The organism is Mycobacterium persicum (assembly GCF_002086915.1).
Taxonomy (GTDB): Bacteria; Actinomycetota; Actinomycetes; order Mycobacteriales; family Mycobacteriaceae; genus Mycobacterium; species Mycobacterium persicum.
Map to the genome: position 1 here is coordinate 2,804,072 of NZ_MWQA01000001.1, position 26,032 is coordinate 2,830,103.

Here is a 26,032-nt window from a genome sequence, read left to right on the forward strand (position 1 = left end):
CGCCGGCCGGACTTATGATGCAGCCGTGTCGATCTCCGACGAGCTCGAACGCGCCCGGCGCCTGGCGTTCGCCGCCGACGAGGAGGGTGCGCGGCAACTGCTGCTGTCGCTGATGCCGCGTATCGAGCAGGCCGACCGAGACGACCTCATGCTGGAGGTTTTCGCGCAGCTCGGTGAGATCTACCTGGCTCGCGGCGCCAATGACGGTGTGGAGGAATGCATTCGGCGGATCCGCGACTGTGTGGCGAGCTATTCCGGGATTCTGGCCGGCGCGATGCCCGAGGCCGCCGTTCAGGTGCGGATGTCCGACGCGGACATCGCGTGGATGGTCTGCCGCTACTCGCGGCGCGCTCAGTTGCTGCACACCGGCCTGGCAGCGGCGCGCGGCGATCACCCCGGCGCCCAGACGGCGCTGGCGGAGTTGGCTGCGTTGGTCAGCGACTCCGGTGACGCCTTTCCCGACCTTGCCGGCGAGGGCGCCTGCCTGCTCACCCATGCCCGCCTCCGGTGCGCTGTTGCGCTCTGCGACGATGACCTGCATCCCCGATCGCTGCACCTGTGGGAGCAGGTACTCGACGCCGTCAACCGGCCTACCGGCGAGGATTATGACGACTACCTCTGGGTTTGCGCGGCCACCGGATACGGCAGATTCTGCGTCGAGACCGGGCGACTGCCGGAAGCCGAGCCCTGGTTACTCCGGGCCGGAGCCCGCGCGGCCGCCAACGGCTGGGAATTCGCTTCGGCCAGAACGCAGTTGGAGCGCGCGGCGGCCCGCTGGCTGGTCGGCGACCACGTGATGACCGAGCAGTTGGTGTCGCAGGCTCATCCGGTCATCGCCCGGTACGCGCGGGCGCACGATGTCGCCCGGTGCTGGCTGTATCTGGGACTTGTCCGGTTGGCAAGCGGCGCACTGGAAGCCGCCGACGAATGCTGGGAACACGCCGAACGGCATTGGCGTGAACTGGGCAAGCCACTGCCTCTGCATCGTATTCTGCTGCAACGCAGCTGGATCCCGATCTTCTGCAGTCGCTTCGCCGAAGCGGTCGAGATGATTGCGCAAGCGCGCGAGTTGCTCGACTCGTCACCGCGCAGCAGTTGGCTGCAATACGCTCAGCTGGATAGCCACCTGGGCACCGTGTGGCGGGCAGACGCGCTGGCCGACTTGGGTTTTGACAGTTCCGGCGACCCGGAGGAGACGTTGCAGGAAACCGAGGCGCGGCAAGCCGAGGGGCTCGGCATCCTGCGCGGCGAGGTCGGCACCGCGCGATACCGGCGCGCGCTGACCAAGCTCGAGCAGGCCGCCGAGCTCAAGGTGCCCGCGGCGCTCGCCGTCGACTCGGTGCGCTATTCGATCGCCGACGCAGACGCGAGAGCACGGTGGGCCGCCAACGTCTCGGCGCCGATGCTGGCCGGCGCCTTCGCCGTCGCCTGGGAATGGGAGAACACCGGCCTGGTCAGCGAGCTGGTCGAATACCACAGTGCCAGAGGAACTTTCAGCGGCGTGCCGGAACGGCCGGCAATGGGCGAGTGGGCGTCGACCACCACGGCAACGGCATTGGCCGACACCGAGCCGGAGCCGGCCCTCGCGGCCCTCGCGGCAGCGGGTCCACCGGCGCAAACCGGTAACTCGCTGACCCGGCTTGGGCCGTTGCCGCCGCTGCGGATGGAGCCGGACGCCGAGCCCATCATGAGTCACTATCGGGCACTGGCGTTTCAGCGATACGGGCGCGCTGTCACCGCCACCGAGCCCGCCTGGTCGACCTGGCCATGAGCGATTCGGGCCGGCTGACTCTGGTCCTGCGATACGCCGACGTCGGAATCGCCACCTACGCCAGCTTGCGGATCGTTGGCCAGCCGTCGAAAACCGTTGCCTGGGTGGTGGAAGAGCCGATTCTGCTGGCGGCCCTCGACGAACTCGCCGACGCGCTGCCGGAGCCGCACGGCTCGGAGAGCCGCCGCGATGCCATCGAACGGTCACTGGCCACCGGTCCGTTCGCGACGCCGGATGCCGAACTGACGCTCGCCTACATCCTCGGTGTGCTGCTGATCGGTGCATCGGGATGGCAGCTACTGACGGAGTGCGTGTCGTCGCCGCGCCCAGTGCTGTTCGTCGCGCCCAGCGCCCGTCTGGCACGGGTGCCTTGGGGTCTGCTGGCGGTGCCGAAATCCGGACCCAGCAAGGAAGAGCTGGTGCGGGCCCGGCAGGAGGCCATCACCGCCAGCGGCCGGGCGGCCGCCCGCATCCCGTGGCAGCTGGCCGATATCACGGCCCACACCGACGGCTACCGGCTGATGGAGTTGGTCGACGTGCTGCTGGCGGTGCCGCAGAACATCGTCAATGCGCCGCGGGCACCGGCCGGCTGGGACGCCCGGCAAGACGGTCCGCCGGTGCTGGTCCTGGATCCCCGCGTACCCGGGCAGCGGCCCGACTCCGCGCTGGGATCGGTGCTCGGCCGCCCATCGGAGCACACTGTGCTGGCGCGGCACTTTGCCGAGCTGATGCAACGCCGCGCGGTGTTGCCGGCCGTCGAGGCGGCAGTCGAATTGTTTCGCCGCAGCGATGCCGACCGCTGGTGGCTGGCCGGCTTACTGGCTCAAAACCCGAGCCGACTCGTATATGTCGGGCACGCGAGTTCGGCCGACAGTGATCTCGGCCGGGCCGACCGGGCCGCGCTGCACCTGGCCTGTCGGGCGGAGATCGCCGGCGATGCCGACGCGGTCGGCGAGCACCGGCCACTGACCGCGTCGGATCTGATGGCCCTGCGGTTGCCGATACCGCCGCGGGTGGCACTACTGGCCTGCGCGTCCGGCGGTGACTATCGGTTCGACGAGGCTACCGGCCTGGTGGCGGCGATGATTCTCGGTGGGGCGCAGCTGGTGACGGCCACCCTATGGTCGCTGCCCACTACCGCCGCCTATCGCCAATTCGCAACCGCCGGTGACGATCTGGTCGATCCGATGGCCGACGCGGTCGCCGCCGTGGACCGGGCCCACGACAACGTCGACGCCGGATGTGCCGTCAACCGCTGGCAGCGCGACCAGATGCGGCGCTGGCGGGACGGAGACGTCACCGCCAGCCCGCTGTATTGGGCGGCCGTGGTCACTTTCGCGGTCGACGGCGCTCGCTGACGGTCATGCGAAGCTCAGGCCGCGAGCGCGGACGGCCAACACGTCATCGGGCAGTGAAAGCGCCTCGCGGTCAGCGGGATCGAATGCCACCAGGACGACCAGGCCGGGACGCAACGCCGCTTCGTCAGAATCGTCGTCGTCACGCACCAGTCGGCCGATGAACCTGTCGCCGTGCACGCTGGCCACCTCGATCCAGATCTGGCGCTCCCCCGGGCCGACCGCGCGCACGGTGCCCACCCCGACGGTGCGGCTGTCTGCTGCTGCCGGGCGGGAGCCGCGGGCGAGTCGGCCAACGAGCATCACCGTCGCCGCGGCCAGGGCAACACCGGTGAGGGCGAGCCACGACCAGTGAAACATCAGGTACAGCAGGGTGGTTGCGATCAGCCCGATCTCGGCGATGACGGCCGGCAGCTTCGACGTGTTCATGCCACCAGGCTCTGGTATGCGACCGGCTACCGAACCCAACTTTCGGGTTATCACTATGGCCGCCCATACCCCTATCCTGTCGAGATGAGCGCGGATCCGCGGGTGGCGATGGCCGTAGCGGTGGGTCACCCCCGCCGGGCGGTGATCGACCGGGCGTGGCGCGCAATCGGTCCCGGTGTCGAGGTGCTCAGCAGTGATGACGGCGGCCCGCTGAGCCGCACCGTCAAACGGATCATCGATCCGCTGGTGCTGCGGTTGCGATCCAATCCCCAGTATTCGGCCCCGGTCGTCGACCCCGGCACGGCCGCGGCAATGAGCGACCTGATCATCGGCTGCGGGCACGAATTGCGTTGTGCGGCTGCGTGGTTCGACGTGCTTAAGCGAGAACGGCGGCGGCTGCGAATTCGCAGCGGAAACGCCCAAGAGCTCTACTTCCCGGTGTGTTTCGAGTTGGCTGTGACGAAAGGTCCACCCGCGCCGGATGATCGTGAGACCGCGGCCGCGGTGCTGCACGAGGTGCATCAGGGTCGGGACCGCACCGCCGTCGAAGTGCTCAACGAATACGTGTCGAGCGCCACGGTGGTCGCCGGCCTGACCGCGCAACTCGACCGCAGCTGGCGGGACATACGCGCCCCGGAAATGGCTCTGGACACCGTGGTCGAGTCGTTTCTGGCCGGGTTGGGAACCGTGCTGGATGCCGCCACCGGTCACCGCGCAGCCGCCGCCCGCCAGCGCGCCTGGTGCGCGCTTATCGCCGATGCCACCCCGTACAACCTGGGAGCGCTGGCCCGCGTCGACGATGCCCAGCTGCCGTGGTCGATAGTGACACTGGGGCTCAGTTCCGCTGCGCCGCAACGGTGCCCACAGGTCGTCGGCGGCTCCGACAGCGACCGCCCGCTCGACCGGACGGTGGTCGATCGGGTGCGTGCCACGCTACGGCGTGCCCTGGATCGCGACGCACTACCCGATGTGCCGCTGTTGTGCGCCGAGGAGGTGGACCGGGCCTGTGCCCCGTGGGGTCTGCTGGCCGAGGACAAGCAGGCAACGCTGGTGGCCGGCATCGAGGTCGCGGTCGAACTAGCGCCCCTGGACCGGTCGACGACCAATCGGTACCCGCTGGCCGCGCAGATCCAGTCCAGGTTGCGTAAGGAGGCGTACGTCCTGCACGCCCGGCGCTATCTCGCCGAAGGCGGGCCGATCCATCCCCGGCAGCAACAGGTTGTCGACGACCTTGCCGCCTACCCGCAGCCCTACCTGAGCCGACTGTGGGCTCGGCTGCACGGACGTGACGTCTGGCAGGAGCCCTGCGAGGACGTCGACGACGTGCGATCGCTGCTGGAGGGCGTTGCCCGGTCGGTCAGCCTCGACCACCGGCAGCGGATCAAGTCGATGCTGGAATTGCAGGTGGCGGGATGAGATTGGTCGCCGAATCCGGTTTGTGGACGACAGGCCCGGCTCATCCCGCGACGACACCGCTGACCGCGGTGCTGGAAGTCAGTGGCGCGGTGTTGTCGTGGACCATCGACGACCCGCCCGACGACGCCGCGACCCACATCGCCTTCACCGACGTGTCGCGCGCGGACTGGCTGTGGCGGGTGGTCGGCGAGACCGGCCATGTGGCGCTGACATCGGCGCTGGCCGCGCATCCTGCCGGTGACCTCGAGCTCGCCGGCGTCGACGTGGTGTCGGGGTCGACGGCCCCGCTGCGCAGGCTGGCGTTGGGCCACTGGCTGCGACGCTGGTGGCCCGCCAGTCAGCGCGACGGCATCGCCGGACTCGACCGGGCTCTGCTCGACGTCGAGGTGGCGGTGCTGACGGCCGGCGTGCAGGGCTTCTTCACCGACGACACCCTGGATTCGGATGTGGCCGGGCTGCTGGCACCGCATGCCGCCGCGCTGCTTTCCCACCTGCGGACAGACGATCGACGTGTCCTCGAGCTGGTGCGGTCCGGCGCCCGGCTGGCCGACGAGGCGGGCCTTGACGACATGGCCTGGGCGGAACTGTCCGCGGCAGTTGATGATTCGTCGGTTGTCGCGACGTTGCCGAGCGGCCGCCGGGACGACTACGCGCTGGCCGCCGGCACCGACGGGGCTCCGCGGGGCGCGGCATCGATCGGCCGGGGCGTGGCGTCGATCAACTGGGGTGCGGTGCCGCCGGGAATCTTCGATGCGGCCGAGGACACCGTCGACTGGAGTGTCGAGCCGGCGGGCCCGGGCGTTGTCGCGGTGATACGCGCAGCCGTCGTCGGGCCGGATGCGCCCACCGACATCCCGGTACGGGTGAACTCCGGGGAGGTCAGCGGCGCCGGAGCCCTGGACGCCGGCGGCCGGGCCACCCTCGCGCTCGCCGACGCACACCGGCACGCGATGGCGCAGGCCGCGGCCTGGAACCACGATTGGCCGCGGACATCGGTGGTGATCGGCGCCGATGTCGACGAATCGCGGCACACCCGCGATCGGGTCCGCCGCTGGGTGCGGGAGCGGTTGGACCGACCGCCGGCCGACGCGTTCCTCGCCGAAATCCTGGCCGGCGAGTCCGCGTATTGAGCCGGGATTCGCTGTCGCCGCGCAACCGGCATCCCTATGCTGAGCGAGTGCCAAAAACCTATCGGGTCGTGCAATGGACCACCGGAAACGTCGGCAAGAGCGCACTGCAGGCGATCGCCGCCAACCCAGCCCTCGAACTGGTGGGATGTTATGCATGGTCGCCGGAAAAGGTCGGCCGCGATGCCGGCGAATTGTGCGGCATCGCACCGCTGGGCGTGGCCGCCACCAACGATGTCGACGCGCTGCTGGACCTCGAGCCGGACTGCGTGGTCTACAACCCGATGTGGAAGAACGTCGACGAACTGGTTCGCATCCTGTCGACCGGCGCCAACGTGGTGACCACCGCGGCCTTCATCACCGGGCACAACCTGGGTGCCGACCGCGACCGGATCCTGGACGCGTGCCGGCGGGGCGGCTCGACGATCTTCGGCTCCGGCGTCAGCCCCGGCTTCGCCGAGCTATTGGCCATCGTGTCCGCGATGGTCTGCGACCGGATCGACAAGGTCACCGTCAACGAGGCCGCCGACACCACGTTCTACGACTCCCCGGCGACGGAAAAACCGGTCGGCTTCGGCCAGCCGATCGACCACCCGGACCTGCAGGCGATGACCGCGCACGGGACGGCCGTTTTCGGCGAAGCGGTCCGGTTGGTCGCCGACGCGCTAGGGATCGAGCTCGATGACGTGCGCTGTGTGGCCGACTACGCCCAGACCACGGCGGACCTTGATCTCGGGTCGTGGACCATACCGGCAGGTTGCGTCGCGGGTGTGCACGCGAGCTGGCAGGGCGTGCGCGACGGCGCCATCGTCGTCGAGCTCAACGTCCGCTGGCGCAAGGGGCAGACGCTCGAACCGGACTGGAAGATCGACCAGGACGGCTGGGTCATCCAGGTCGACGGGCAACCGACGGTCACCACCCGGATCGGCTTCTTGCCGCCGCCGTACTTTCAGGCCGAGACGATCGCCGACTTCATGGTGCTCGGCCACATCATGACGGCGATGCCGGTGGTCAACGCGATCCCGGCCGTCGTCGCCGCGGCGCCCGGCATCGCGACCTATAACGACCTCCCGCTGACCCTTCCCCGCGGGACGATGCCGCGGCGCAGCGCATAGCGAATAGCGCAAACCCGCTCCCCGGCGCCGAACACGATCGTAGAGTTCTGGCGGAAAGGGGTCACGGGCGATGAACTTTTCGGTGCTGCCACCGGAAGTCAATTCGGCGCGGATCTTCGCCGGAGCGGGGACGGCGCCGATGCTGACCGCGGCGGTGGCCTGGGATCGGCTTGCCGACGAATTAGCCGCCGCTGCAAGCTCGTTCGGCTCCGTGACCACGACGTTGGCCGGTCAATCCTGGCAGGGGCCGGCGGCTGCCGCAATGGCCGCGGTGGCCACTCCGTACACCGCCCGGCTCGCCACGGCCGCGGCCCTGGCTGCGCAGGCGGCGGGGCAGGCCCGGGTGGCGGCCGCCGGCTACGAGGCCGCGCGGGCGGCATCCGTGCATCCGATGACGATCGCGGCCAATCGCGGTCGGCTGGTGTCGCTGGTGTGGTCGAATCTGTTCGGGCAGAACACCCCGGCGATCGCGGCCACCGAAGCCTGCTACGAGCAGATGTGGGCTCAGGATGCGGCCGCGATGTCCGGCTATCACGCGCTGGCGTCGGCGGTGGTCGCGCAGTTGCCACCGATCAACTTCGGTTTCGGCAACATCGGCTCGCTCAACCTGGGCGGTGGCAACACCGGCAATGCCAACCTGGGCAGCGGAAACATCGGCAACACCAACCTGGGCAGCGGAAACTTCGGCAACACCAACCTCGGCAGCGGAAACTTCGGCGACTTCAACCTCGGCAGCGGCAACGGGAACTTCTTGGACGCGGTGCAGGCCAACTTCAACGTAGGCAGTGGGAACAACGGCAGCAATAACGTGGGCTTCGGCAACTCGGGCCCGGGAAGTTCGGCGGGCAATGGAAACGTCGGCACTGGGAACCTGGGCAGCGGAAACTTCGGCAACGGCAACAGCGGTAACAACAACGTCGGATCCGGAAACAACGGTAACGTCAACGTGGGATACGGCAATGTCGGTGATCGCAACTGGGGCCTGGGCAACAGCGGCAACAACAACATCGGCTTCGGCAACACCGGCAACGCAAACATCGGTATCGGGCTCACCGGCGACAACCAGCGAGGCGTCAATCTCGCCGGCTGGCTGAATTCGGGCAGCGGCAACATCGGCTTCGGCAATTCGGGCACCGGCAACATCGGGTTCTTCAACTCCGGCAGCGGCAACGTCGGCATCGCTAATTCCGGGCTCAACAGCTTCGGCGTCGCGAACTCGGGCCAGGTCGACACGGGCATCTGGAACTCCGGCGACACCAATACCGGCGTCGGGAACTCGGGCTCCGGCGCCTTTGGCGGCGTCAACACCGGCTTCGGAAACGGCGGCTATCACAACACCGGTTTCGCGAACGGGGGCTCGTTCAACGTCGGCAGCTTCAACTCCGGCAACCACAACACCGGCGGCTTCAACTCGGGTTTCATCAATACCGGCTACTTCAATTCGGGCCCGTTGAACACCGGCCTGGCGAACTCGGGCGGTATCAACACCGGCCTGTTCAACGCGGGCGAGCTGAACACCGGGTTGGGCAGTTCGGCCGACCAGCCCGGGCCCAACTCGGGCTTCGGCAATTCGGTTTCCGGCAGCTCAGGGTTTTTCAACGGCGGCGAAAACAGCTCGGGCATAGGCAATATCAGCGGTCTCGGCTTGGACTCCGGCTTCTGGAACCAGGGCGGCGGCGGCCGCGCTACCGGCTTCTTCAACACGGGCGCAGGCTTCGGTGTGGCCGGCTTCTTCAATTCGGGCAGCGGCGGATTGAACTCGGGCTTTTTCAATTCCGGTGCCACCGGCAGCAACTCGGGCCTGCATAACACCGGTGGCAACAGCTCGGGCGGCTTCAACAGCGAGTCCGGGCAGTCGGGTTTCTTCCGCTGAGGGGCCCGATGCCCACTCGCTGCGCCGAATCATGGCGGAGGTTTCACCCTCGCCCGATGCCGGGTATCCAGGGATAATGAGTGCCAAGAACAACAAGGGCAAGCTGAAAAACAAAATCGAGGACCTGGGCGGCCGGGCCAAGGAAGCGATCGGCAGGGCCACCGGAAATCCGGATACCACGAACCGAGGCCGGGCCGACCAGGCGAAGGCCAACCTGAAGGCTGCCGGTGAGAAGGTCAAGGATGCCTTCCGGAAGTAGGGGATGACCACGATGGGCCAGCGCTGGCTGACGGCGCAGTTGGCACGGCTACGCCGGTTGACAACCGGCGCCGCGGTCGCAGTGGGCACGGTTGCCGCGTTGACCGCGGCACCTGCCGCCCAGGTTCCGTCGGCATCCGCCGAGCCATGCCCCGACGTCGAGGTGTTGTTCGCCCGCGGCACCGGCGAACCGCCGGGGATCGGCAATATCGGAGCCTCTTTTGTGGAGGCGCTGCGCTCGCAGATCGGTGCCAGGTCACTTGGGGTCTATGCGATCAACTATCCGGCCAGCAGTGACTTTTCCAGCAGTGATTTCCCGCTCACGGTTATCGACGGGGTTCGCGACGCCAGCACGCATATCGAATCCATGGCGGCCAGCTGCCCGGCGACTCGGCAGATACTCGGCGGCTACTCTCAGGGGGCGGCCGTGGCCGGTTACGTCACCTCCGCCGCCGTGCCGCCCGATGTTCCGGCGGCCGCAGTGCCCGCGCCGATGCCGGCCGAGATCGCCAATCACGTTGCGGCGGTTACCCTTTTCGGAACACCGTCGGGTCAATTCCTGAACCGGTACGGCGCACCGCCGATCGCCATAGGGCCGCTGTATCAGCCCAAGACGATCGAGTTGTGCGCGAACGGCGACGGCGTTTGCGGTGCCGGCAACGATCCCGTAGCCCACGTCTCGTATGCGATGAACGGCATGACAAGCCAGGGCGCGGATTTCGCGGCGCGCCACCTCTAGGACCACCCCCGCCGAGCGTGAACCACGCGACGCTTCGTCGGCGTTGCGTCGTCGGATGCACAGTCGGCGCTAGCTTCGTGAGTCCCGCCCCGGCCGCGTGCCGGTCGGCCCGCCGTGCACAATCGCTCCATGCATGTTCTGGTAACCGGAGGTACGGGGTTCGTCGGCGGCTGGACCGCCAAGGCCATCGCGGATGCGGGGCATTCGGTGCGCTTCCTGGTCCGAAATCCGGCAAAGCTGGAGAGGACCGTCGCCCAACTGGGTGTCGACACATCGGACTTCGTTCCCGCCGACATCAAGGACCGCGACGCGGTACGTGCGGCGTTGACCGGATGTGACGCCGTCGTGCACAGTGCCGCACTGGTTGCCACCGATCCGCGCCAGACACAACAGATGCTGAGCACCAACATGGAAGGCGCGCGCAACGTCCTCGGCCAAGCCGTCCAACTGGGGCTGGACCCCATCGTGCACGTATCCAGTTTCACCGCGCTTTTCCATCCCGACTTGGAAACCCTGACGGCCGACCTGCCGGTTGTCGGCGGAACGGACGGTTACGGAACGTCGAAGGCGCAGGTCGAAATCTATGCGCGCGGCCTGCAGGACGCCGGCGCACCGGTGAACATCACCTATCCCGGCATGGTTCTCGGCCCGCCCGTCGGGGACCAGTTCGGTGAGGCCGGCGAGGGAGTCAAAGCGGCGCTGCAGATGCACACGATCCCCGGGCGCCGGGCGGCGTGGTTGGTGATCGACGTCCGCGACGTGGCCGCCGTGCATGCCGCGCTGCTGGAACCGGGCCGTGGACCGCGCCGCTACATGGTGGGCGGGCACCGGATTCCGGTGACCGAGCTGGCCACCATGCTCGGTCAGGTGGCCGAGACACCGATGGTGAGCGTCCCGGTTCCCGACACCGTGCTGCGCGTCGCGGGGACGCTGTTGGACTTGGCCGGTCCGTACCTGCCGTTCGACAATCCGTTCACCGCCGCCGGGATGCAGTACTACACCCAGATGCCGGAGTCGGACGACTCGCCCAGCGAGTCCGAACTCGGCATCACCTATCGGGATCCGCTCAGCACCTTGGCCGATACGGTCGCAGCCCTGCGGGCGTAGCCGGTTGCGTCGAGATTGCCGTTAGGGCTGTGGTTTTCCGTCGGTGCACGACCGTGGCGGCAATCTCGACGAGAAATCACGGCAGCGCGTCGGGGTGCTGTGTTTCGTCCCCCTCGGAGGGCGGGATAGGCGAATTCTTCAACCACGTGCGTAGCCGGAGAAGTTCGTTGATCACGATGCCGATGCCCACCAGCACCAGCACCGTCACCACAATCGCGGTGGTCACGTACTCCATGGTGACAGGCCGGCCAGTTGCCGGCATGCCCCGCGCTGAACGGCACCGTACCGGGATCGCTAAGGTCAGACGCACCTTGCCGTACCGGGCCACACCGGCCCACCAACAAGGGGGTGCGCGGTGCCGACAATGGGCCGATACCCACGCTTGCGGGAGAGGCTTCACCACGCTGTTCTCGATGCCCCGGCCGATACGGATCCGGCCCTGCGACGCGCCGCCTACCGCGGCGATAACCTGCCCGAGCCGTTGCAGGCATATGTGGACAAGCTGCGCCGGCATGCCTACCGGGTGCAGGACAGCGACATGGAGCGGCTGCGCGGAGCCGGCTATTCCGAAGACCAGATATTCGAGGTGACCATCGCCGCCGCGCTCGGTGCGGGTGACAGCCGCCGGCGCGCGGGTATGGCCGCCCTCGACGAGGCGTTGCGATGAGACTGCACAGCGTCGCACGTGGTCGATTCGGCACTCGCCTGGTGTTCGCGGCGTTGCGGGCCGCGACCCGCCGCGACATACCCGACATCATCAAGATGCGGCACTACCGTCCACGCTTCTTCGGCAAGCCGTTCTTCTCGCTGGCTCAGGCGGTGATGCGGGGACCATCGCCGTGGACGGTCGGTGAGCGAGAACTCTTCGCCGCCTTCGTTTCGGAGCAAAACCGTTGCCAATTCTGCGCCACCACCCATGAGGCGGTCGCTTCGGCTGTCCTCGACCCCACGATCACCGTTGCGGCAGTGAGCGATTGGCGTACCGCCCCGGTCGACGACCGGGTACGGGCGACGCTGGGCCTGCTGGAAAAGCTAACCCGCACACCCGATGAAATCGGACCGCCCGATGTGCGCGCGGTGCTCGACACCGGCGTCAGCGCGGAAGCGGTCCGGGACGCGATCGAGGTCTGCGCGTTGTTCAACACGATCAATCGGGTGGCCGACGGTCTCGACTTCAGGCTGCCGACGACCGCCGAGGGCGCCTTCAATGCTCGAGTTCTGCTCCGGCTGGGCTATCGCTGAGCGGGCATCGAGCCGAACCGGATATCGGCGCCCGCTTCGTGACATGATCGGCGGTGCATGAAGGAGGCGCGATGTCAGACCACCCGGCAAGTCCGCTCCGGCATCTCGTGCAGTCGCTGGGCGGCGGCCAGCAGGCCTCGGAGGCGCAGGTCCGACACGCAGCCTGGGTGGCACGGTGCGTGGGTCGCGGAGCATCGGCCCCGCTGCACCCCAACGATGTGTCAGCTCTCGCGGAAAGCCTCCAATCCAGAGACTTTGCCCCGGGAACGGTCGTGTTCCTGGCCGACCGCGCCGCCAGCGGGGTGTGCATTGTGCGGCAGGGACGGCTCGAACTCGCGGTCGGCTCCGGGCGGCGGCGCGTGGTGGTCGACGTGCTTCGCCCGGGTGATGTCGACGGCGACATCCCGCTGCTGCTCGACATGCCGCCGCCCTACACCGCAAGAGCGCTGACCGATTCGAGCTGCCTGTTTCTGGATCGGCAGGCATTCGATCGGCTGCTCGCAACCCACCCGGCGATTTCGCGGCGTTGGCTGTCGAGCGTGGCGCAACGAGTGTCGGCCAGTCAGTCGCGGTTGATCGGACTGCTTGGCCGGCCGCTGGCGGCTCAACTGGCGCAGCTGCTGCTCGACGAGGCCGTCGAGAACCACGTCGAACTGGCGCAACGCACTATTGCGGCCATGCTCGGTGTCCAGCGTCCGTCAATTAACAAGGTGATCAAGGACTTTGAACGCGATCAGCTGATCCGGGTCGGATATGCGGTCATCGAGATCCTCGACGAGGCCGGGTTGCGCGCTCGCGCGCAATAACTTTCGAATCCGGGCCTGAGGTAGCCGGGGGGCGCCCGGCGCCATCGTCGAGTATTTCGCTGGTCATATTGGGATAGCCGCGTCCGAATTGGGTATCCATCGGCTAGCCATCACGAAGGAGCAACCGGCATGGCCAAAGCAACCGTTCCTGTCGGCATCGAATCGCACGCCGAGCCCGAGCGCGTGCCGAACGCCATGCCTTGCGGCGGTTACCCCGGGGGTAAGTGAGGCATGGCCTTACCGCACCGGCCGAAGGCGGTGGTATTCGACGTCGTCGAAACTCTGATCTCGTTGGCGCCATTGCGATCCCGATTCGCCGACATCGGGCTGGCGGCCGAGCTGGCCGAGCGCTGGTTTGATCGGCTACTGCGCGACGGGATCGCGCTGAGCTTGGCCGGCGACTACCAGCCGTTTCCGGTGGTCGCCGCCGCGGCACTGCGTACGCTGGCGCGAGACGAGCTCGACGAGGACGCGGTGGGCCACGTCATGGCAGGCTTCGGCGCGTTGCCCGCCCACCCCGACGCCGAACCCGCCATGCGAACCCTTGCCGATTCCGGGATCTCACTAGCCTGTCTGAGCAACGGCACCGCCGAGGCCACCATGGACTTTCTCAACCGCTCCAGCCTGGGGCGCTATGTCGATCAGGTGATCAGCGTGGCCGAGGTTCGCAGCTGGAAACCCGCGTCGCCGGTCTATACGCATGCGGCGGGCGTGATCGGGCACCGGCCCGAGGAACTCGCGCTGGTCGCAGTACACGCCTTCGACTGCCACGGCGCCAAGCGCGCCGGCTGGACGACCGGATGGGCCGGCCGTACCGACGGGCACTACGCCGAGGTCTTCGCTCCGGCCGACGTCGTCGGAACCGACCTCGTCGATGTCGCCACCAAGCTGCTCGCGCTGAGCGCTCACGCTTAGTTGCGGCCGAGCGGTGGGCATCCCGCGCCGGCCAAATCTCGATCAAATCCCGTGATACCGAGGCGCTGGCAGCGGCGGATAACAATTCTTGAAAACAGTGGTCATATGCGAAAAGGGTGATTTATATATATACCGTTGTCGCTCCAACCACCGAGGAGAGCACCATGAAAATCACCACCTTGATTCAGGCGGCAGTCGCAACCCTGGTCGTGGCAACCGCCGGGGTCACCAGTGCACCGACTGCGTCGGCCGCCTATCCGATGGTCGGCAAACTTGGCACCGAACTGACGATGACCGACAGCGTCGGTCAGGTTGTCCTCAGCTGGAAGGTCAGCAACCTGCAGCCCAGCAGCGATGAGACGCCGGGCTACCAGGTGGCCGGGAAGCTTTGGGAAGCGACAGCGACCGTCAAGGCCATTCGGGGCAGCGTCACTCCCGCCATTTCGCAGTTCAACGCCGTCGCTCCCGAACAAGCGGCTTACCGGGTTCTGTGGTTTGTCTCTTCGCCGTCCAACATCAGTGGAGCCACCATTCCCGAAGGCGCACAATCGACCGGAAAAATCCACTTCGACGTCACCGGCGCCTCGCCCACCACGGTGACGATGAACAACGGGATGGAAGACCTCATGATTTGGGGGCCATAAGCTAGCCAGGCGCCTCGGCAGCGGGCTCGGCCGGCCCGCCCGGCTCGAGGGTGACCATCGGCGGTAGGGGTAGCGGGGTCGGTGGCAGGCCGCCGCCGTAGGAGGCCTGCCGCACGCCGACGACAAGCGTCAGCACGTAGGTGGGCGGCGTGTCGGGCGGGAAGCCCAGCACTCTGACGTCCTCGGGGATCGGGTCGGGACGCAGGCAGATTGTTGCCAAACCCCTTCCGGCCCAGTAGTCGTCGGGGTTTCCGGGCAGGAGTCGGTAGTCGAAGATCGTGATGGTCCTGCTGCCGTCCACCCGTTTGTCGAACGGGATGTACACGCCGGGCAGTTCGTACGGGTTTGCCGACTCCCGGTAGCGGTTCTCGTTGGGAACGGTGCGCTGACCTTCAAGTTGCACGGCAACCCGCTGGTGCCGCGGGGGGCCGTCCGGGTACCACGAACCGCTGATTTCGGCCCAGTCCCAGCCCGGGCTCGGCTGACAGTCCGGTTCGCCGTAGGGAATCCAGTGGATCGGATCGCTCGGCAGTTGCACTTCGAGCAGGGCGCCTTTGGGGATGAGCTGCGGCACCCAGGTGCGGTTCCACCAACTGAGATTGTCGCGATGCTGTTGGTTGAAGGTGTAGCGACCTTCGCTCTCCATCGGCTGCATTGACGGATCGGCTGTTGCCAGGCCGACGGCCGACAATGTCGATAGCACAAAAGCGATGACAAGTGGGCGGCGCATCATCACTCCATCGCATGCTGTCCGGGCGGATCGATCATGAGAAGGCCCATCATTCCCCTGTCTTCGTGCGGCAGAATGTGGCAGTGATAAACGGTCATGCCGGTCACGTCGGGGCGGAAATACATACGTAGGGTGTACCGGCCGAACGGGGGTAGCCGGAAGGTGTCCCACCACACGTCCGGCTCCGTCTGCCAGCTGGTGTCCCCGGGTGGGATACCGTGGATGTCGACGACCTGAAACGGGTTGACATGGATATGAATTGGATGCTGAAAGACATCCTCATTGATCATCGTCCACTCTTCGATGGTGCCAGCCTCGACCTCGGTGTCAATCCGTTGGTGATCGAATTCCTTTCCGTCGATGAGGAACTGCACTCCCATGCCGGTCCGGCCGGTGATGTCTCCGGAGAACACCATGGTGCGACGGCGGGCGATGGGCAGGTTCGGCATCTGTGGCGGATCCACCAGGGTGGTGGGCATCCGGCTGTTGACCTTGTTCCCGGTCACCACCAATGTGCCCAACGGCATCGAGGGGCGCGGACCGCCGGGGTGGCCCTGGTCGTAGGCTGCCGCGTAGATCCGGTAGCGGCCCGGCTCACGCCCCTTGATGATGAACTCGGCCCGGTTGCCGGCGGCCAGCATGATGTTCGGCCGGGGCCGCGGTGTGTGGTAAGGCGTTCCGTCCGTGGCGATTTGGTGCAGCGTGTGACCCTCGACATGTAGCCAGATCGACCGATGCGGGCACGCGTTGAGAAACCGCCAGCGCTGCGCCTCCCCCGGTTTGATACTGATGTCGGGCAGCAGTTGGCCGTTGAGGGGGTAGTACATGGACGACGGCACCGCGGGAATGGATTCGAAGGGTGCGTGACCCGCCATGGGAACCACCACGGCGAACGGCACCTCGGCACTGTCGTCGGCGATCCACATCTCGTTGACGACGATGGTTCGCTCTCGCATTTCGGCAATCTCGGGTATCGCGTCGATGTCGCCCTCGACGATGATCGGACCGGACAGCCCGTTCCACAGCTGATGGGCCGTCGCCGTGTGGAAATGCGGGTGATACCAATGCAACCCGGTCGGCTGGTTGGCCGCGATGTTGTAGCTGTACTGGTGGTCTTGCAGCGGGCCCAGCTGAAGTCCCACGTTGTCCCCGGGGTCCTCCGGAGACACCTGCAGCCCATGGGTGTGCAAGTTCGTGTCGACCAACTCCTGGAACATGGTTGCCCTTCGCTCCCACCTATTCCAGAAGTCGTGGACGCAAGCTCGCCGGGTGTCGAAACGCGGGTCGTTCGACTTGGAGGCGCAATAGGGCACCATGAAAACATTATTTGTGGGAATGCCTACCGGAACGATGCGGTTCTTCAGCAAAATTCGTAGGTTGTCGCCCTGCCGTATCCGCAAGATCGGTCCCGGAAACTGGCCGTTGTATGTCTCCAGGGTCAACTGACGACCGCCCAGCTCTACCGGATTGGTCACCACCTCCAGCGAATAGTCCAAGACGCCGTTCTCGCTGGACACCTGAGGGAGGTCTAGCAGCTCTTCGCCACCGGCCCGCGCCGGACCGGCGCTCCTGATCACACCCGCGCCGGCCGTGACAGCCATCAGGGCCAGAAATGTCCTGCGGTCCAGGGGATTTCGCCGCAGGCGACGCCCGAGGGATGCAGATTCCATTGCGGATCCTTGTCGTCGTGGAAGTCAGCGCAGAGCGTAACCCACACAGGCGGCCTGGAGAAGCCGATCTTTTACATCGTTATCCGGGGTGAGGTTATCCGGGGTTATCCGGGCCGGAGGCCGATTAGCAGAAGTGTTATCCAGATGACTATTCGGTTGAAAGAACTCGCGCACCCGAATACTGGCCCGGACCTCGCCGCAAAGGCTGCGGCAATGGCCAGAAAAACCTGGCCGGCAAAGCAGGCGGAGCGTATTGTCTGCCGTCATGAGTCCCACCACGCGCAGCTGGGCGGTAATCGCCGCCGTGACGGGCGCTGCCCTCGGCTGGCTGCTGACTCCCGCGACTGCACTGGCCGACCCGCACAACCCGCACAACGTCACCTACATCGTGAAGGTGGACGCGCCCATTTCCAGCGCTCGAGCGATCTACATGGTCAACGACAGCTATACGGCTACCTCCCCGTTGAGCGCGACAGGCCGCGAATTCACCACCAACACCATGCTGGCCGATCCGGCGAAAGCTGGTATGCAAGTGAGCATTCCGTCACCGTATGCCGGAAACGTGCACTGCGAGATCGACGTGGACAACAATGTCGCCGCAATGGTGGATCAATACGTGACGTCGTCGCCCGGAGCTCCCGGCGACCCGGATACCTACGGGGTGGTGGCCTGCGGCGCCTCCCCGCTACCCGTACCGCAGTGGTGGGCCAAACTCTGCGACGCCTGGTGGTGTGTCGACACTTCCTTTCCTTCCAACGCTCGCGACGAGGCCCGTACCGACGTGACGCGGGACTCCGACCCTGAGCACAGCCCGACGTGGCCGCGTCGCCCCTACGAACCGGCGCTTTAGTATCGAGCGGTCTTGCCGCCACCAGACGCTTCCGCTGAACCAGGGCGATTCTTCGGCGCTCGCGATGGTTCAATGCCGATGCGGCGCGAGCAACGCCGCCTGACCAACGACGGGGCGACGCGTCGCCAGCCACTCGCGGGTGCTGTTATGCGATCGTTCGATGAGCCGGGTGGTATGCGAGAAGTCGATTGGCGTAACACCGAGTGGACACAGCGGTGGGACGACGCGCAGGTCGACGGATTTCTCATAGGTGGCGACATCCACGGCCAGGCGTTGGTTGATGGCAAGGGTCAAGGCGTATATCGCCATCGCCAGCGCCCCCCTTGGTGCTTCGGGCAGCGCGCATGGGTAGCCGGTCGGCAGCACCCAGACCAGATCGGCGCCGAGCGCCACCGCGTGCGACAGCGGAGTGTTGTTGACGACACCGCCGTCCATCAGATCCCGTCCGTCGATGTTCACTGGGGGAAAGACGGCGGGAATGGCGGCGCTGGCAGTGATCGCGTCGACCGCGTCACCCGAGGAAAGCAGGACGTCGTGGCCCGACAGCACGTCGGTGGCCACCACATGCAGCGGTATCGGTGCATCCTGCAGCCGGGAAAACTGCAGATGGCCCTTGAGAAGCCGCCGCATACCGTGGCTCGGCACCAGGTTGGAACGCAGACCGAGAAAACCCAACAGCCCCACGATCGGGCGGGTGGGGAACACGTCTTCTCTCGATATCGACCGCCACAGGTCGGCCAGCATGCGAATGCCCTCGACATCAGCACGCGACGCCAGCCAACCGCCGTTGACGGCGCCGACGGAGGTGCCGACGATCAGGTCCGGCCTAATGCCGCTTTCGGCCAAACCGAGGAGCATCCCCACCTGGATAGACCCGAGGCTGCCGCCCCCGGAGAGCACAAACGCGGTTGTCATAGTTCACCTATTAGCACGTACCGGCACCGCATCTATCTGATCCCACGCTGATACCCGGTCCGGACCGTTCCGCAACCGGCGTGAACATGGACAATTGTCAGCACGCTGACCAACCTGTGTTTTCCGTCGAGCCGTTGGGCTGGACTATGGACGTGACGAGCAGAAGACTGTCCATCGGCGCGACCATTCCGGTTCGCCACCTGAACATGACCACCGGCCAAACCTCGCGCGGGCCATTCCGCCGGCCTACTGACGCCGGAATCGGCGATGGCACAACCCATTTGGCCTTGCTAGCCCCCCTTGTCGCTCTTGCAGCCCTCATCGCCTTGATCGCCGGGTGCGCCCGCGGTGCTACCACGCTGCCGGCTGCGGCGCCGGCGGTAGCGTCGGTCGCGACGTCCGGATCGGCCGGCGCCCATCTGCCCGTGCCGGCGCAGTTGCAGTTCACCGCCAAGACCCTTGATGGCCGCATATTTTCGGGCGAAGGCCTGTCGGGCAAGCCTGCAGTGCTGTGGTTTTGGGCGCCGTGGTGTCCCGTCTGCCAACGGGAAGCCGCAACGGTCGGCAAAGTCGGCGCCGCGTATCCCACGGTGACCTTCGTAGGGGTAGCCGCGCAAGACCAGGTACCGGCGATGCGAGACTTCGTCGACAGATACCAGCTCACCTCGATGCCGCAGCTGGCCGATACCGACGCGGCGGTCTGGGCGAAGTTCGGCGTGACGGCGCAACCGGCTTTCGCGTTCGTCAGCGCAAACGGCACTATCGACGTCGTCGAAGGTCCCTTGACCGAACCCGAGTTGACCAAGCGGGTTAGCATGCTGGCTGACCTGTGATCGACACGACCCCGCTGGTCCTGGCGCTGACCGCCGGGCTGGTGGCCGCGCTGAACCCGTGTGGATTTGCGTTCCTGCCAGGCTATCTGGGCTTGGTCATCGCCGGCGGCAGCCAGATCACGTCGCGGCCAGCGGCGCTGGCCCGTGCTGGAGCGGCCACGCTTGTCATGTCAGCCGGATTCCTCACGGTGTTCGGCCTCTTCGGTCTGCTGATTGCGCCACTGATCGCCTCGGCGCAGCAGTATGTTCCGTTTGCCACCGTGATCTTACTATGAGATCCGGCTGTATTTCACCGACGCCGGCACGGAGGATCCCGTCATTGAAGCCGCCGGTGCGGTGCAAACGTGGCTGGTCCAACGCGTGGACTCGCTCGGGGTATGGCCGCTGCTGGCTATTCTCGCCGCACTCCTGACTGGCGCCCTCGGATTGCGAATGTTAGCCTGTCGCAGCATGTTTCGCCGTAGCACTGCATCGTCAAGCGGTTGACAGGTGCACCGCCGTCAGCCGGATTGGCGGGTTGGATTCGTTCCATGGAGGTGGATCTGAATGTCCGCATTCCGAGTCCGGGGGCGAGACCGCTCAGCGGAGCTAGCCCCGATAGCCGATTGCGCCGACTTTCGTCATCGCCCGGGACCTCGAGACCGGCTTTCTGAGTGAGCTTTTCGACTGTCATCTCGGGTGTGCTGCTGGTGGGGCGCCCGCGCGCCGCCATGTCCGGGTAAGTCACCGCGTTCAACGCCGTGGTCTAGGCGAACCTTTCCAGCCAGGTCGTCACCGCGTACAACACCGCGTAGGTGCCAACCGCGATGCCCAGCGTGGTCGCCAGCCGCCACCGTAACCGGCGGATGCCGCCGAGACTGCACTGATTGCGCCGCCGCAACGCAATCCATACCAGCAGCGCGAGGACGCCCAGGCCACTCAGCCGGAACCACCACGCGTAGTTGCCGTACAGATTGTTGGCCCACACCAATGCCGTTGCACCGCTGATGATTCCGAACATCGCAAGGACGGTGGGTCCCACACAGCACAGGATGCCGACCAAACCGCCGGTGATGCCGATGCGCCAGATCGGCAGCCGGCCATCCTTAAACGATGGGCTTTGCGGAGGAGCTTCTTCCGGCTCGCCTTCCACGCGCACACCGTTCCAGAACGCGACGTGGTTCTTGATCCGACGCGCCAGCGGGCTCGGACGTGGGTAGTACCACGCGGCGTCCGGATTCACATCACCGTTGACCGATACGGTGTAATAGTGCGCCAGGCCCTTCCACGGGCATATCGACTTCGTCGAGCTGTCGACCAGGTGCTCGCGCCGCAGCGACTCCGGCGGAAAGTAGTCGTTGCCCTCCACCCGGACGGTTCGCGGCGCCTCGGCAAGCACCGCGCCGTTCCAGACAGCACGAATCATTCTGGTCAACCTCCTGCAATCATCCTTGCCGCTATAGCACGCTATTGCGGTGCGCCGCGCAGCTGAACTGTAGTCCTGATGACAGTTGCGCGCGGGCACGCTACCCGCCGTGATGAGCTACCCCGGTTTACCGGGCCGATGGGAAACGGGGCACCAGTGACGACGATGAAACGGGATCGCGACGAGGTATTCCTCGAGTACACCAGGAGCATCTGCCCGGTGTGCAAGGTCGTGATCGACGCACAGGTCAACGTCCGCGGCGGCAAGGTATATCTGCGCAAGCGCTGCCGCGACCATGGCGAGTTCGAGGCCCTGGTGTACGGGGATGCCCAGATGTACTTGGACTCGATGCGATTCAACAAACCCGGCACCATTCCGCTGCAATTTCAGACCGAGATCCGCGACGGCTGTCCCACCGACTGCGGGCTTTGCCCGGATCATAAGCAGCATGCCTGCCTGGGGTTGATCGAAGTCAACACCCACTGCAACCTGGACTGCCCGATCTGTTTCGCCGACTCCGGTCACCAGCCCGACGGCTACGCGCTCACCTTGGCGCAGTGCGAGACGATGCTCGACGCACTCGTCGCCGCCGAAGGCGAACCCGAAGTCGTGATGCTCTCCGGCGGCGAGCCGACGATCCACAAGCAGATCCTGGAGTTCGTCGACGCCGCCCAGACCCGTCCGATCAAGACCGTCATCATCAACACCAACGGCATTCGGCTGGCATCGGATCGGCAGTTCGTCGCCAACCTTGCGCAGCGCAACCGGCCGGGGCGCCCAGTGCACATCTACCTGCAGTTCGACGGCCTCGAGGAAGCCACCTATCGCCAGATCCGCGGCCGTGATCTGCGGGACATCAAGGCCCGCGCGCTGGACAACTGCGCGGCGGCGGGCCTGACCGTGACCTTGGTGGCCGCCGTCGAGCGCGGGGTCAACGACCACGAACTCGGCGCCGTCATCCGTCACGGTATGGCGCAGCCAGCGGTGCAATCGGTGGTGTTCCAGCCGGTCACCCACGCCGGCCGGCACCTGCAGTTCGATCCCCTGACCAGGCTGACCAACTCCGATATCGTCCACGGCATCGCCGCCCAGCTGCCCGCCTGGTTCCAGGCCGACGATTTCTTCCCGGTTCCGTGTTGTTTTCCCACCTGTCGATCGATCACCTATCTGCTCACCGACGGTGAGCATGTGCTGCCAATTCCGCGACTGCTTGACGTGCAGGACTATCTCGACTACGTGTCCAACCGGGTGATCCCCGACCTGGCGATTCGCGAAGCGCTGGAGAAGCTGTGGTCGGCGTCGGCGGTGATGGGCACCGACACCACGATCGAACAGTTGCAGCGGGCGGCAGCCGCGCTCGACTGCGCCAGCGCCTGCGGGATCAACCTGCCCGAGGCGCTGGCCAACCTGACCGATCGGGTCTTCGCCATCGTGATCCAGGACTTCCAGGACCCCTACACCCTGAACGTCAAGCAACTGATGAAATGCTGTGTGCAGCAACTCACTCCGGACGGGCGACTGATCCCGTTCTGCGCCTACAACTCGGTGGGCTACCGCGAGCAAGTCCGCGAACAGCTCACCGGCGTGCCGGTTCCCGATATCGTGCCCAACGCCGCCCCGCTCGCCGGTCTGGTGACCGATTCCCCACACGGTTCCAAGCAGGCCGGCCACCGTGCGACGCCGATCACGCTGTCACCGCAGCAGATCAAAGCCTGCTGCGCCGAAGCTTATTCCGGCGACATCGTCACCCTGCTGCTCGGCGACTCCTATCATCCGGGCGGCGCGGCACTGACCCGCAGGCTGGCAAACCGGCTGGGGCTACGGCCAGGGCGGCGGGTTGCCGATGTCGCCGCCGGGCGGGGCGCCACCGCACGACTGCTCGCCAGTGAATACCATGTCGAGGTCGACGGGGTGGAGCTCAGCGACATCAATGTGACGCGCGCCCGGGCGGCCGTCGCGCAAGCCGGGCTGCAGCATCGGGTGCACCTCCATCACGGCGACGCCGAGGCACTTCCCCTGGCCGACAACGCTTTTGACGCCCTGGTGTGCGAATGCGCACTGTGCACCTTTCCGGACAAGGCTGCGGCAGCCCGCCAGTTCGCCCGGATCCTGCGTCCGGGAGGCTTGGTCGGCATCACCGATGTCACCGTCACCGATGCCGGCCTACCGCCGGAGCTGACCTCACTGCGCGCCTGGGTGGCTTGCATCGCCGACGCCCGGTCGGTCACCGACTACACCGGCATCCTGCAGCAGGCGGGGCTACGCATCCGCCACGTCGAGTCGCACGACCGGAGCTTGCTGGACATGATCGACCGCATCGACTCGCGGATCACCGCCTTGGCTATCGCCGTGCCAGATACCTTGGCAGACAACGGTATCCAGCTCGACACCGTCCGCGCGTTCACCGCGCTGGCGCGATCCGAAGTCCAGGCCGGACGCCTCGGCTACACCCTGATGATCGCGGAGAAGCCGTGATCGGTGCGGGTGATGACGCCCTGGGGGGGTGACAGCCGGGTTCGTCCAGGCTTACGTTTGCCCCGGCAACAACATCAATCCGACCGAACAGGCTGTCTCAGGATGAGAGCGGTAACCTGCACCAACGCGAAGCTCGAGGTAGTCGAACAGCGCACCCCGCAACCGGCCAAAGGGCAGTTGCTGATCGATGTCCGCAAGTGTGGCATCTGCGGATCGGACCTGCACGCCCGTTACCACTGTGACGAACTCGCCGACATGATGGACGAATCGGGCTACCACGCCTTCATGCGATCCGATCAGCACGTGGTGTTCGGACACGAATTCTGCGGCGACGTGGTCGACTACGGCCCCGGCACCCGCAAAGCTCCCCGGCCCGGCACCCCGGTTGTGGCCATGCCGCTGCTGCGACGCGGCAACGAGGTGCACGGGATCGGACTGTCGACAATGGCGCCGGGCGCCTACGCCGAGCAGCTGCTCGTCGAGCAGTCGCTGACGTTTCCCGTCCCTAACGGCCTGTCGCCGGAGATCGCTGCGCTGACCGAGCCGATGGCCGTCGGCTGGCACGCCGTGCGGCGCGGCGACGTGGGCAAACGCGACGTCGCAATCGTGATCGGCTGCGGCCCTATCGGCCTCGCGGTGATCTGCATGCTGAAGGCACACGGCGTGCGCACCGTGATCGCCAGCGACTTCTCCGCGGGCCGGCGCGCGCTGGCCACCGCCTGCGGCGCCGACGTCGTCGTCGATGCGGCGCAGGACTCCCCCTACGAGGCGGCCGCCGCCCATGGACCGGGAAAGGGCTACCTGAAAAGCATCCTCGACGCGTTCGACCTCGCGGTCGGCACCGTCGAAAAGCTACACCGGCTGCGGCTGCCCTGGTGGCATCTGTGGCGCGTGGCCGAAGCGGCTGGCGCGGCAACGCCCAAGCACCCGGTCGTCTTCGAATGTGTCGGTGTCCCAGGCATTATCGACGGCATCATCGCGAGCGCCCCACTGTTTTCCCGCGTTGTGGTGGTCGGGGTCTGCATGGGCGCAGACCAGATCCGCCCGGCGATGGCGATCAACAAGGAGATCGACCTGCGGTTCGTGCTCGGCTACACCCCGCTCGAATTCCGCGACACGCTGCACATGCTCGCCGACGGCAAGGTCAACGCCGCGCCGCTGATCACCGGGACCGTCGGGCTGCCCGGTGTCGAGGCCGCGTTCGACGCGCTCGGCGACCCCGAGGCACACGCGAAGATCCTGATCGACCCGAAGAGCGACGCCGCGAGCCCACAACCGGTGCGCTGACCGCGGTATGAGTTCGGCGCTACCCGTTGCGGGCATCCCTCTTCAGATCGGTATCCCGGCTCGGCTGCACCCGTTTCGGTTCCCCGGGCATCTTCGGGTAATTCGGCGGGTACGGCATGTCTCCGAGGCCGCGCTCTTCGTCCGCGGCAACCATGTCCAGCAACGGCGCAATCGACTGCGCCACATCATCCATGCCGGCCCAGGGATCGTCACGACGCCGCACTAGGTCGGGCACCGTGGCCATGGTGTAGTCGTCGGGGTCCGCGCCGGCCAGCTCATCCCAGGTCAACGGTGTCGACACGGTGGCAATCGGGGTACGGCGCACCGAATACGCCGACGCCATGGTGCGGTCGCGGGCATTCTGGTTGAAGTCGATGAAGATCCGCTCGCCGCGTTCTTCCTTCCACCAGGACGTGGTCACCGCGTCGGGCGCGCGACGCTCCACCTCGCGGGCCAGCGCGATGCCCGCCCGACGCACGGCGATGAAGTCCCAGTCGGTGGCGATCCGGAAAAACACGTGCACCCCGCGCCCGCCCGATGTCTTCGGGTAGCCGACCAACCCGAGTTCGTCGAGCAACGGCCGCAACACGTCGACGGCGACATCCCGCGCCTGCACAAAACCGGTACCGGGCTGCGGATCCAGATCGATGCGCAATTCGTCGGGGTGCTCGGTGTCAGGACAGCGCACCTGCCACGGGTGCAGTGTCACGGTGCCCATCTGCGCCGCCCAGACGATCGCCGCCGGGTGGGTCACCTGCAATGCGTCGGCGGTGCGTCCCGACGGGAACGTCACCCGGCAGGTCTGCAGGTAGTCGGGACGGTGCTGGGGCACCCGCTTCTGATAGATCTCCTCGCCGTCGATGCCGTCGGGAAAGCGCTGCAGATGCGTGGGCCGGTCGCGCAACGCGGCCAGCATCGGGCCCCGGCCAACGGCGCGGTAGTACTCGACCAGCCGGCGTTTGGTGCCGCCGGAGCCGAGCTGCGGGAAGTACACCCGGTCCGGGTTGGTCACCCGCACCCGGATGCCGTCGACGTCGAGTTCTTCTGCAGCAGCGGCCATAGCTGGATTC

25 protein-coding genes and 2 pseudogenes are annotated in these 26,032 nt (G+C 66.5%); 19 read left to right on the top strand and 8 right to left on the bottom strand.

Features of this window, described 5'->3' with window-relative positions; genetic code table 11:
- Window positions 1-25 precede the first annotated feature (25 nt).
- Window positions 26-1,771, top strand: a complete 1,746-nt coding sequence (locus B4U45_RS12785; protein WP_075546892.1) for a hypothetical protein — start codon at window positions 26-28, stop codon at window positions 1,769-1,771.
- Entirely contained in the window at window positions 1,768-3,129 is a 1,362-nt protein-coding gene (locus B4U45_RS12790) for a CHAT domain-containing protein (protein ID WP_075546862.1), read from the top strand. The genes B4U45_RS12785 and B4U45_RS12790 overlap by 4 nt, the downstream gene beginning before the upstream one ends.
- Before the next feature lie 3 nt (window positions 3,130-3,132).
- Here B4U45_RS12790 and B4U45_RS12795 read toward each other — a convergent pair whose 3' ends face one another.
- Window positions 3,133-3,429, bottom strand: coding sequence for a hypothetical protein (locus B4U45_RS12795; protein WP_082275379.1), 297 nt, complete (start codon window positions 3,427-3,429; stop codon window positions 3,133-3,135).
- A gap of 210 nt (window positions 3,430-3,639) precedes the next feature.
- On the opposite strand from B4U45_RS12795, the gene B4U45_RS12800 reads away from it, so the two are divergent.
- The 7 genes from B4U45_RS12800 to B4U45_RS12830 all read left to right on the top strand — a co-directional run bounded on the left by B4U45_RS12800 (window position 3,640) and on the right by B4U45_RS12830 (window position 11,190).
- Window positions 3,640-4,971, top strand: coding sequence for a hypothetical protein (locus tag B4U45_RS12800; protein ID WP_075546860.1), 1,332 nt, complete (start codon window positions 3,640-3,642; stop codon window positions 4,969-4,971).
- Window positions 4,968-6,101, top strand: a complete 1,134-nt coding sequence (locus tag B4U45_RS12805; protein WP_075546859.1) for a hypothetical protein — start codon at window positions 4,968-4,970, stop codon at window positions 6,099-6,101. The genes B4U45_RS12800 and B4U45_RS12805 overlap by 4 nt, the downstream gene beginning before the upstream one ends.
- A 47-nt stretch (window positions 6,102-6,148) precedes the next feature.
- Window positions 6,149-7,213, top strand: a complete 1,065-nt coding sequence (locus B4U45_RS12810) for an NAD(P)H-dependent amine dehydrogenase family protein (protein WP_075546891.1) — start codon at window positions 6,149-6,151, stop codon at window positions 7,211-7,213.
- A 70-nt stretch (window positions 7,214-7,283) separates the two neighbouring features.
- A complete protein-coding gene (locus tag B4U45_RS12815; protein ID WP_083153955.1) occupies window positions 7,284-9,086 on the top strand; it encodes a PPE family protein in 1,803 nt (600 codons plus the stop codon).
- A gap of 76 nt (window positions 9,087-9,162) precedes the next feature.
- Complete coding sequence (locus B4U45_RS12820; RefSeq protein ID WP_075546857.1) at window positions 9,163-9,345, top strand: CsbD family protein; 183 nt, start codon at window positions 9,163-9,165, stop codon at window positions 9,343-9,345.
- 12 nt (window positions 9,346-9,357) lie between these two features.
- Window positions 9,358-10,083 (top strand): cutinase family protein, encoded by a 726-nt coding sequence (locus B4U45_RS12825; protein ID WP_075546890.1) that lies wholly within the window; start codon window positions 9,358-9,360, stop codon window positions 10,081-10,083.
- A gap of 129 nt (window positions 10,084-10,212) precedes the next feature.
- Window positions 10,213-11,190, top strand: coding sequence for an SDR family NAD(P)-dependent oxidoreductase (locus tag B4U45_RS12830; RefSeq protein WP_075546856.1), 978 nt, complete (start codon window positions 10,213-10,215; stop codon window positions 11,188-11,190).
- Between the two features lie 76 nt (window positions 11,191-11,266).
- Here B4U45_RS12830 and B4U45_RS12835 read toward each other — a convergent pair whose 3' ends face one another.
- Window positions 11,267-11,416, bottom strand: coding sequence for a hypothetical protein (locus tag B4U45_RS12835; protein WP_162877232.1), 150 nt, complete (start codon window positions 11,414-11,416; stop codon window positions 11,267-11,269).
- 138 nt (window positions 11,417-11,554) lie between these two features.
- On the opposite strand from B4U45_RS12835, the gene B4U45_RS12840 reads away from it, so the two are divergent.
- From B4U45_RS12840 to B4U45_RS12860, 5 genes are all read left to right on the top strand, one after another.
- Entirely contained in the window at window positions 11,555-11,857 is a 303-nt protein-coding gene (locus B4U45_RS12840) for a carboxymuconolactone decarboxylase family protein (RefSeq protein WP_075546855.1), read from the top strand.
- Window positions 11,854-12,432: a carboxymuconolactone decarboxylase family protein gene (locus B4U45_RS12845; RefSeq protein WP_075546854.1), complete on the top strand. Its 579-nt coding sequence runs from the start codon at window positions 11,854-11,856 to the stop codon at window positions 12,430-12,432. Before B4U45_RS12840 ends, B4U45_RS12845 begins: the two co-directional genes overlap by 4 nt.
- A gap of 71 nt (window positions 12,433-12,503) precedes the next feature.
- Window positions 12,504-13,238, top strand: a complete 735-nt coding sequence (locus B4U45_RS12850; protein WP_075546853.1) for a Crp/Fnr family transcriptional regulator — start codon at window positions 12,504-12,506, stop codon at window positions 13,236-13,238.
- A gap of 231 nt (window positions 13,239-13,469) precedes the next feature.
- Window positions 13,470-14,153: a haloacid dehalogenase type II gene (locus tag B4U45_RS12855; RefSeq protein WP_075546852.1), complete on the top strand. Its 684-nt coding sequence runs from the start codon at window positions 13,470-13,472 to the stop codon at window positions 14,151-14,153.
- A gap of 164 nt (window positions 14,154-14,317) precedes the next feature.
- Window positions 14,318-14,797 (top strand): MPT63 family protein, encoded by a 480-nt coding sequence (locus B4U45_RS12860; RefSeq protein WP_075546851.1) that lies wholly within the window; start codon window positions 14,318-14,320, stop codon window positions 14,795-14,797.
- A gap of 1 nt (window position 14,798) precedes the next feature.
- On the opposite strand, the gene B4U45_RS12865 is transcribed toward B4U45_RS12860, so the two are convergent.
- Both B4U45_RS12865 and B4U45_RS12870 read right to left on the bottom strand, forming a co-directional pair.
- Window positions 14,799-15,443, bottom strand: coding sequence for a hypothetical protein (locus tag B4U45_RS12865; protein WP_241780241.1), 645 nt, complete (start codon window positions 15,441-15,443; stop codon window positions 14,799-14,801).
- Window positions 15,444-15,529: 86 nt separating this feature from the next.
- Window positions 15,530-17,197, bottom strand: coding sequence for a multicopper oxidase family protein (locus tag B4U45_RS12870; RefSeq protein ID WP_241780240.1), 1,668 nt, complete (start codon window positions 17,195-17,197; stop codon window positions 15,530-15,532).
- Between the two features lie 265 nt (window positions 17,198-17,462).
- Here B4U45_RS12870 and B4U45_RS12875 point away from each other — a divergent pair, with 265 nt between their 5' ends.
- Window positions 17,463-18,047, top strand: a complete 585-nt coding sequence (locus B4U45_RS12875) for a hypothetical protein (protein WP_075546848.1) — start codon at window positions 17,463-17,465, stop codon at window positions 18,045-18,047.
- Window positions 18,048-18,116: 69 nt separating this feature from the next.
- Here the strand turns inward: B4U45_RS12875 and B4U45_RS12880 are convergent, their stop codons facing one another.
- Window positions 18,117-18,962 carry a patatin-like phospholipase family protein gene (locus B4U45_RS12880; RefSeq protein ID WP_075546847.1) on the bottom strand — a complete coding sequence of 282 codons (846 nt, stop codon included), beginning with the start codon at window positions 18,960-18,962 and terminating at the stop codon, window positions 18,117-18,119.
- 320 nt (window positions 18,963-19,282) lie between these two features.
- Here B4U45_RS12880 and B4U45_RS12885 point away from each other — a divergent pair, with 320 nt between their 5' ends.
- Entirely contained in the window at window positions 19,283-19,795 is a 513-nt protein-coding gene (locus B4U45_RS12885; protein ID WP_240316717.1) for a protein disulfide oxidoreductase, read from the top strand.
- Window positions 19,792-20,064, top strand: a pseudogene (locus tag B4U45_RS30415) (cytochrome c biogenesis protein CcdA); the annotation flags it as partial. The gene B4U45_RS12885 and the pseudogene B4U45_RS30415, both read left to right, overlap by 4 nt.
- A 476-nt stretch (window positions 20,065-20,540) precedes the next feature.
- Here B4U45_RS30415 and B4U45_RS12895 read toward each other — a convergent pair.
- Window positions 20,541-20,933, bottom strand: coding sequence for a hypothetical protein (locus B4U45_RS12895; RefSeq protein ID WP_371687274.1), 393 nt, complete (start codon window positions 20,931-20,933; stop codon window positions 20,541-20,543).
- Window positions 20,910-21,200 (bottom strand): annotated as a pseudogene (locus B4U45_RS12900) (DUF427 domain-containing protein); the annotation flags it as partial. The gene B4U45_RS12895 and the pseudogene B4U45_RS12900, both read right to left, overlap by 24 nt.
- 78 nt (window positions 21,201-21,278) lie before the next feature.
- Between B4U45_RS12900 and B4U45_RS12905 the strand changes: the two are divergent.
- Window positions 21,279-23,675, top strand: a complete 2,397-nt coding sequence (locus B4U45_RS12905) for a radical SAM protein (protein ID WP_241780238.1) — start codon at window positions 21,279-21,281, stop codon at window positions 23,673-23,675.
- Window positions 23,676-23,777: 102 nt separating this feature from the next.
- The gene (locus tag B4U45_RS12910; protein WP_075546844.1) at window positions 23,778-24,962 is read left to right on the top strand and encodes a zinc-binding dehydrogenase; all 1,185 of its coding nucleotides are present in this window, start codon (window positions 23,778-23,780) and stop codon (window positions 24,960-24,962) included.
- A gap of 19 nt (window positions 24,963-24,981) precedes the next feature.
- Here the strand turns inward: B4U45_RS12910 and ligD are convergent, their stop codons facing one another.
- Window positions 24,982-26,022 carry a non-homologous end-joining DNA ligase gene (gene ligD, locus B4U45_RS12915; RefSeq protein WP_075546843.1) on the bottom strand — a complete coding sequence of 347 codons (1,041 nt, stop codon included), beginning with the start codon at window positions 26,020-26,022 and terminating at the stop codon, window positions 24,982-24,984.
- Between the last annotated feature and the right edge of the window lie 10 nt (window positions 26,023-26,032).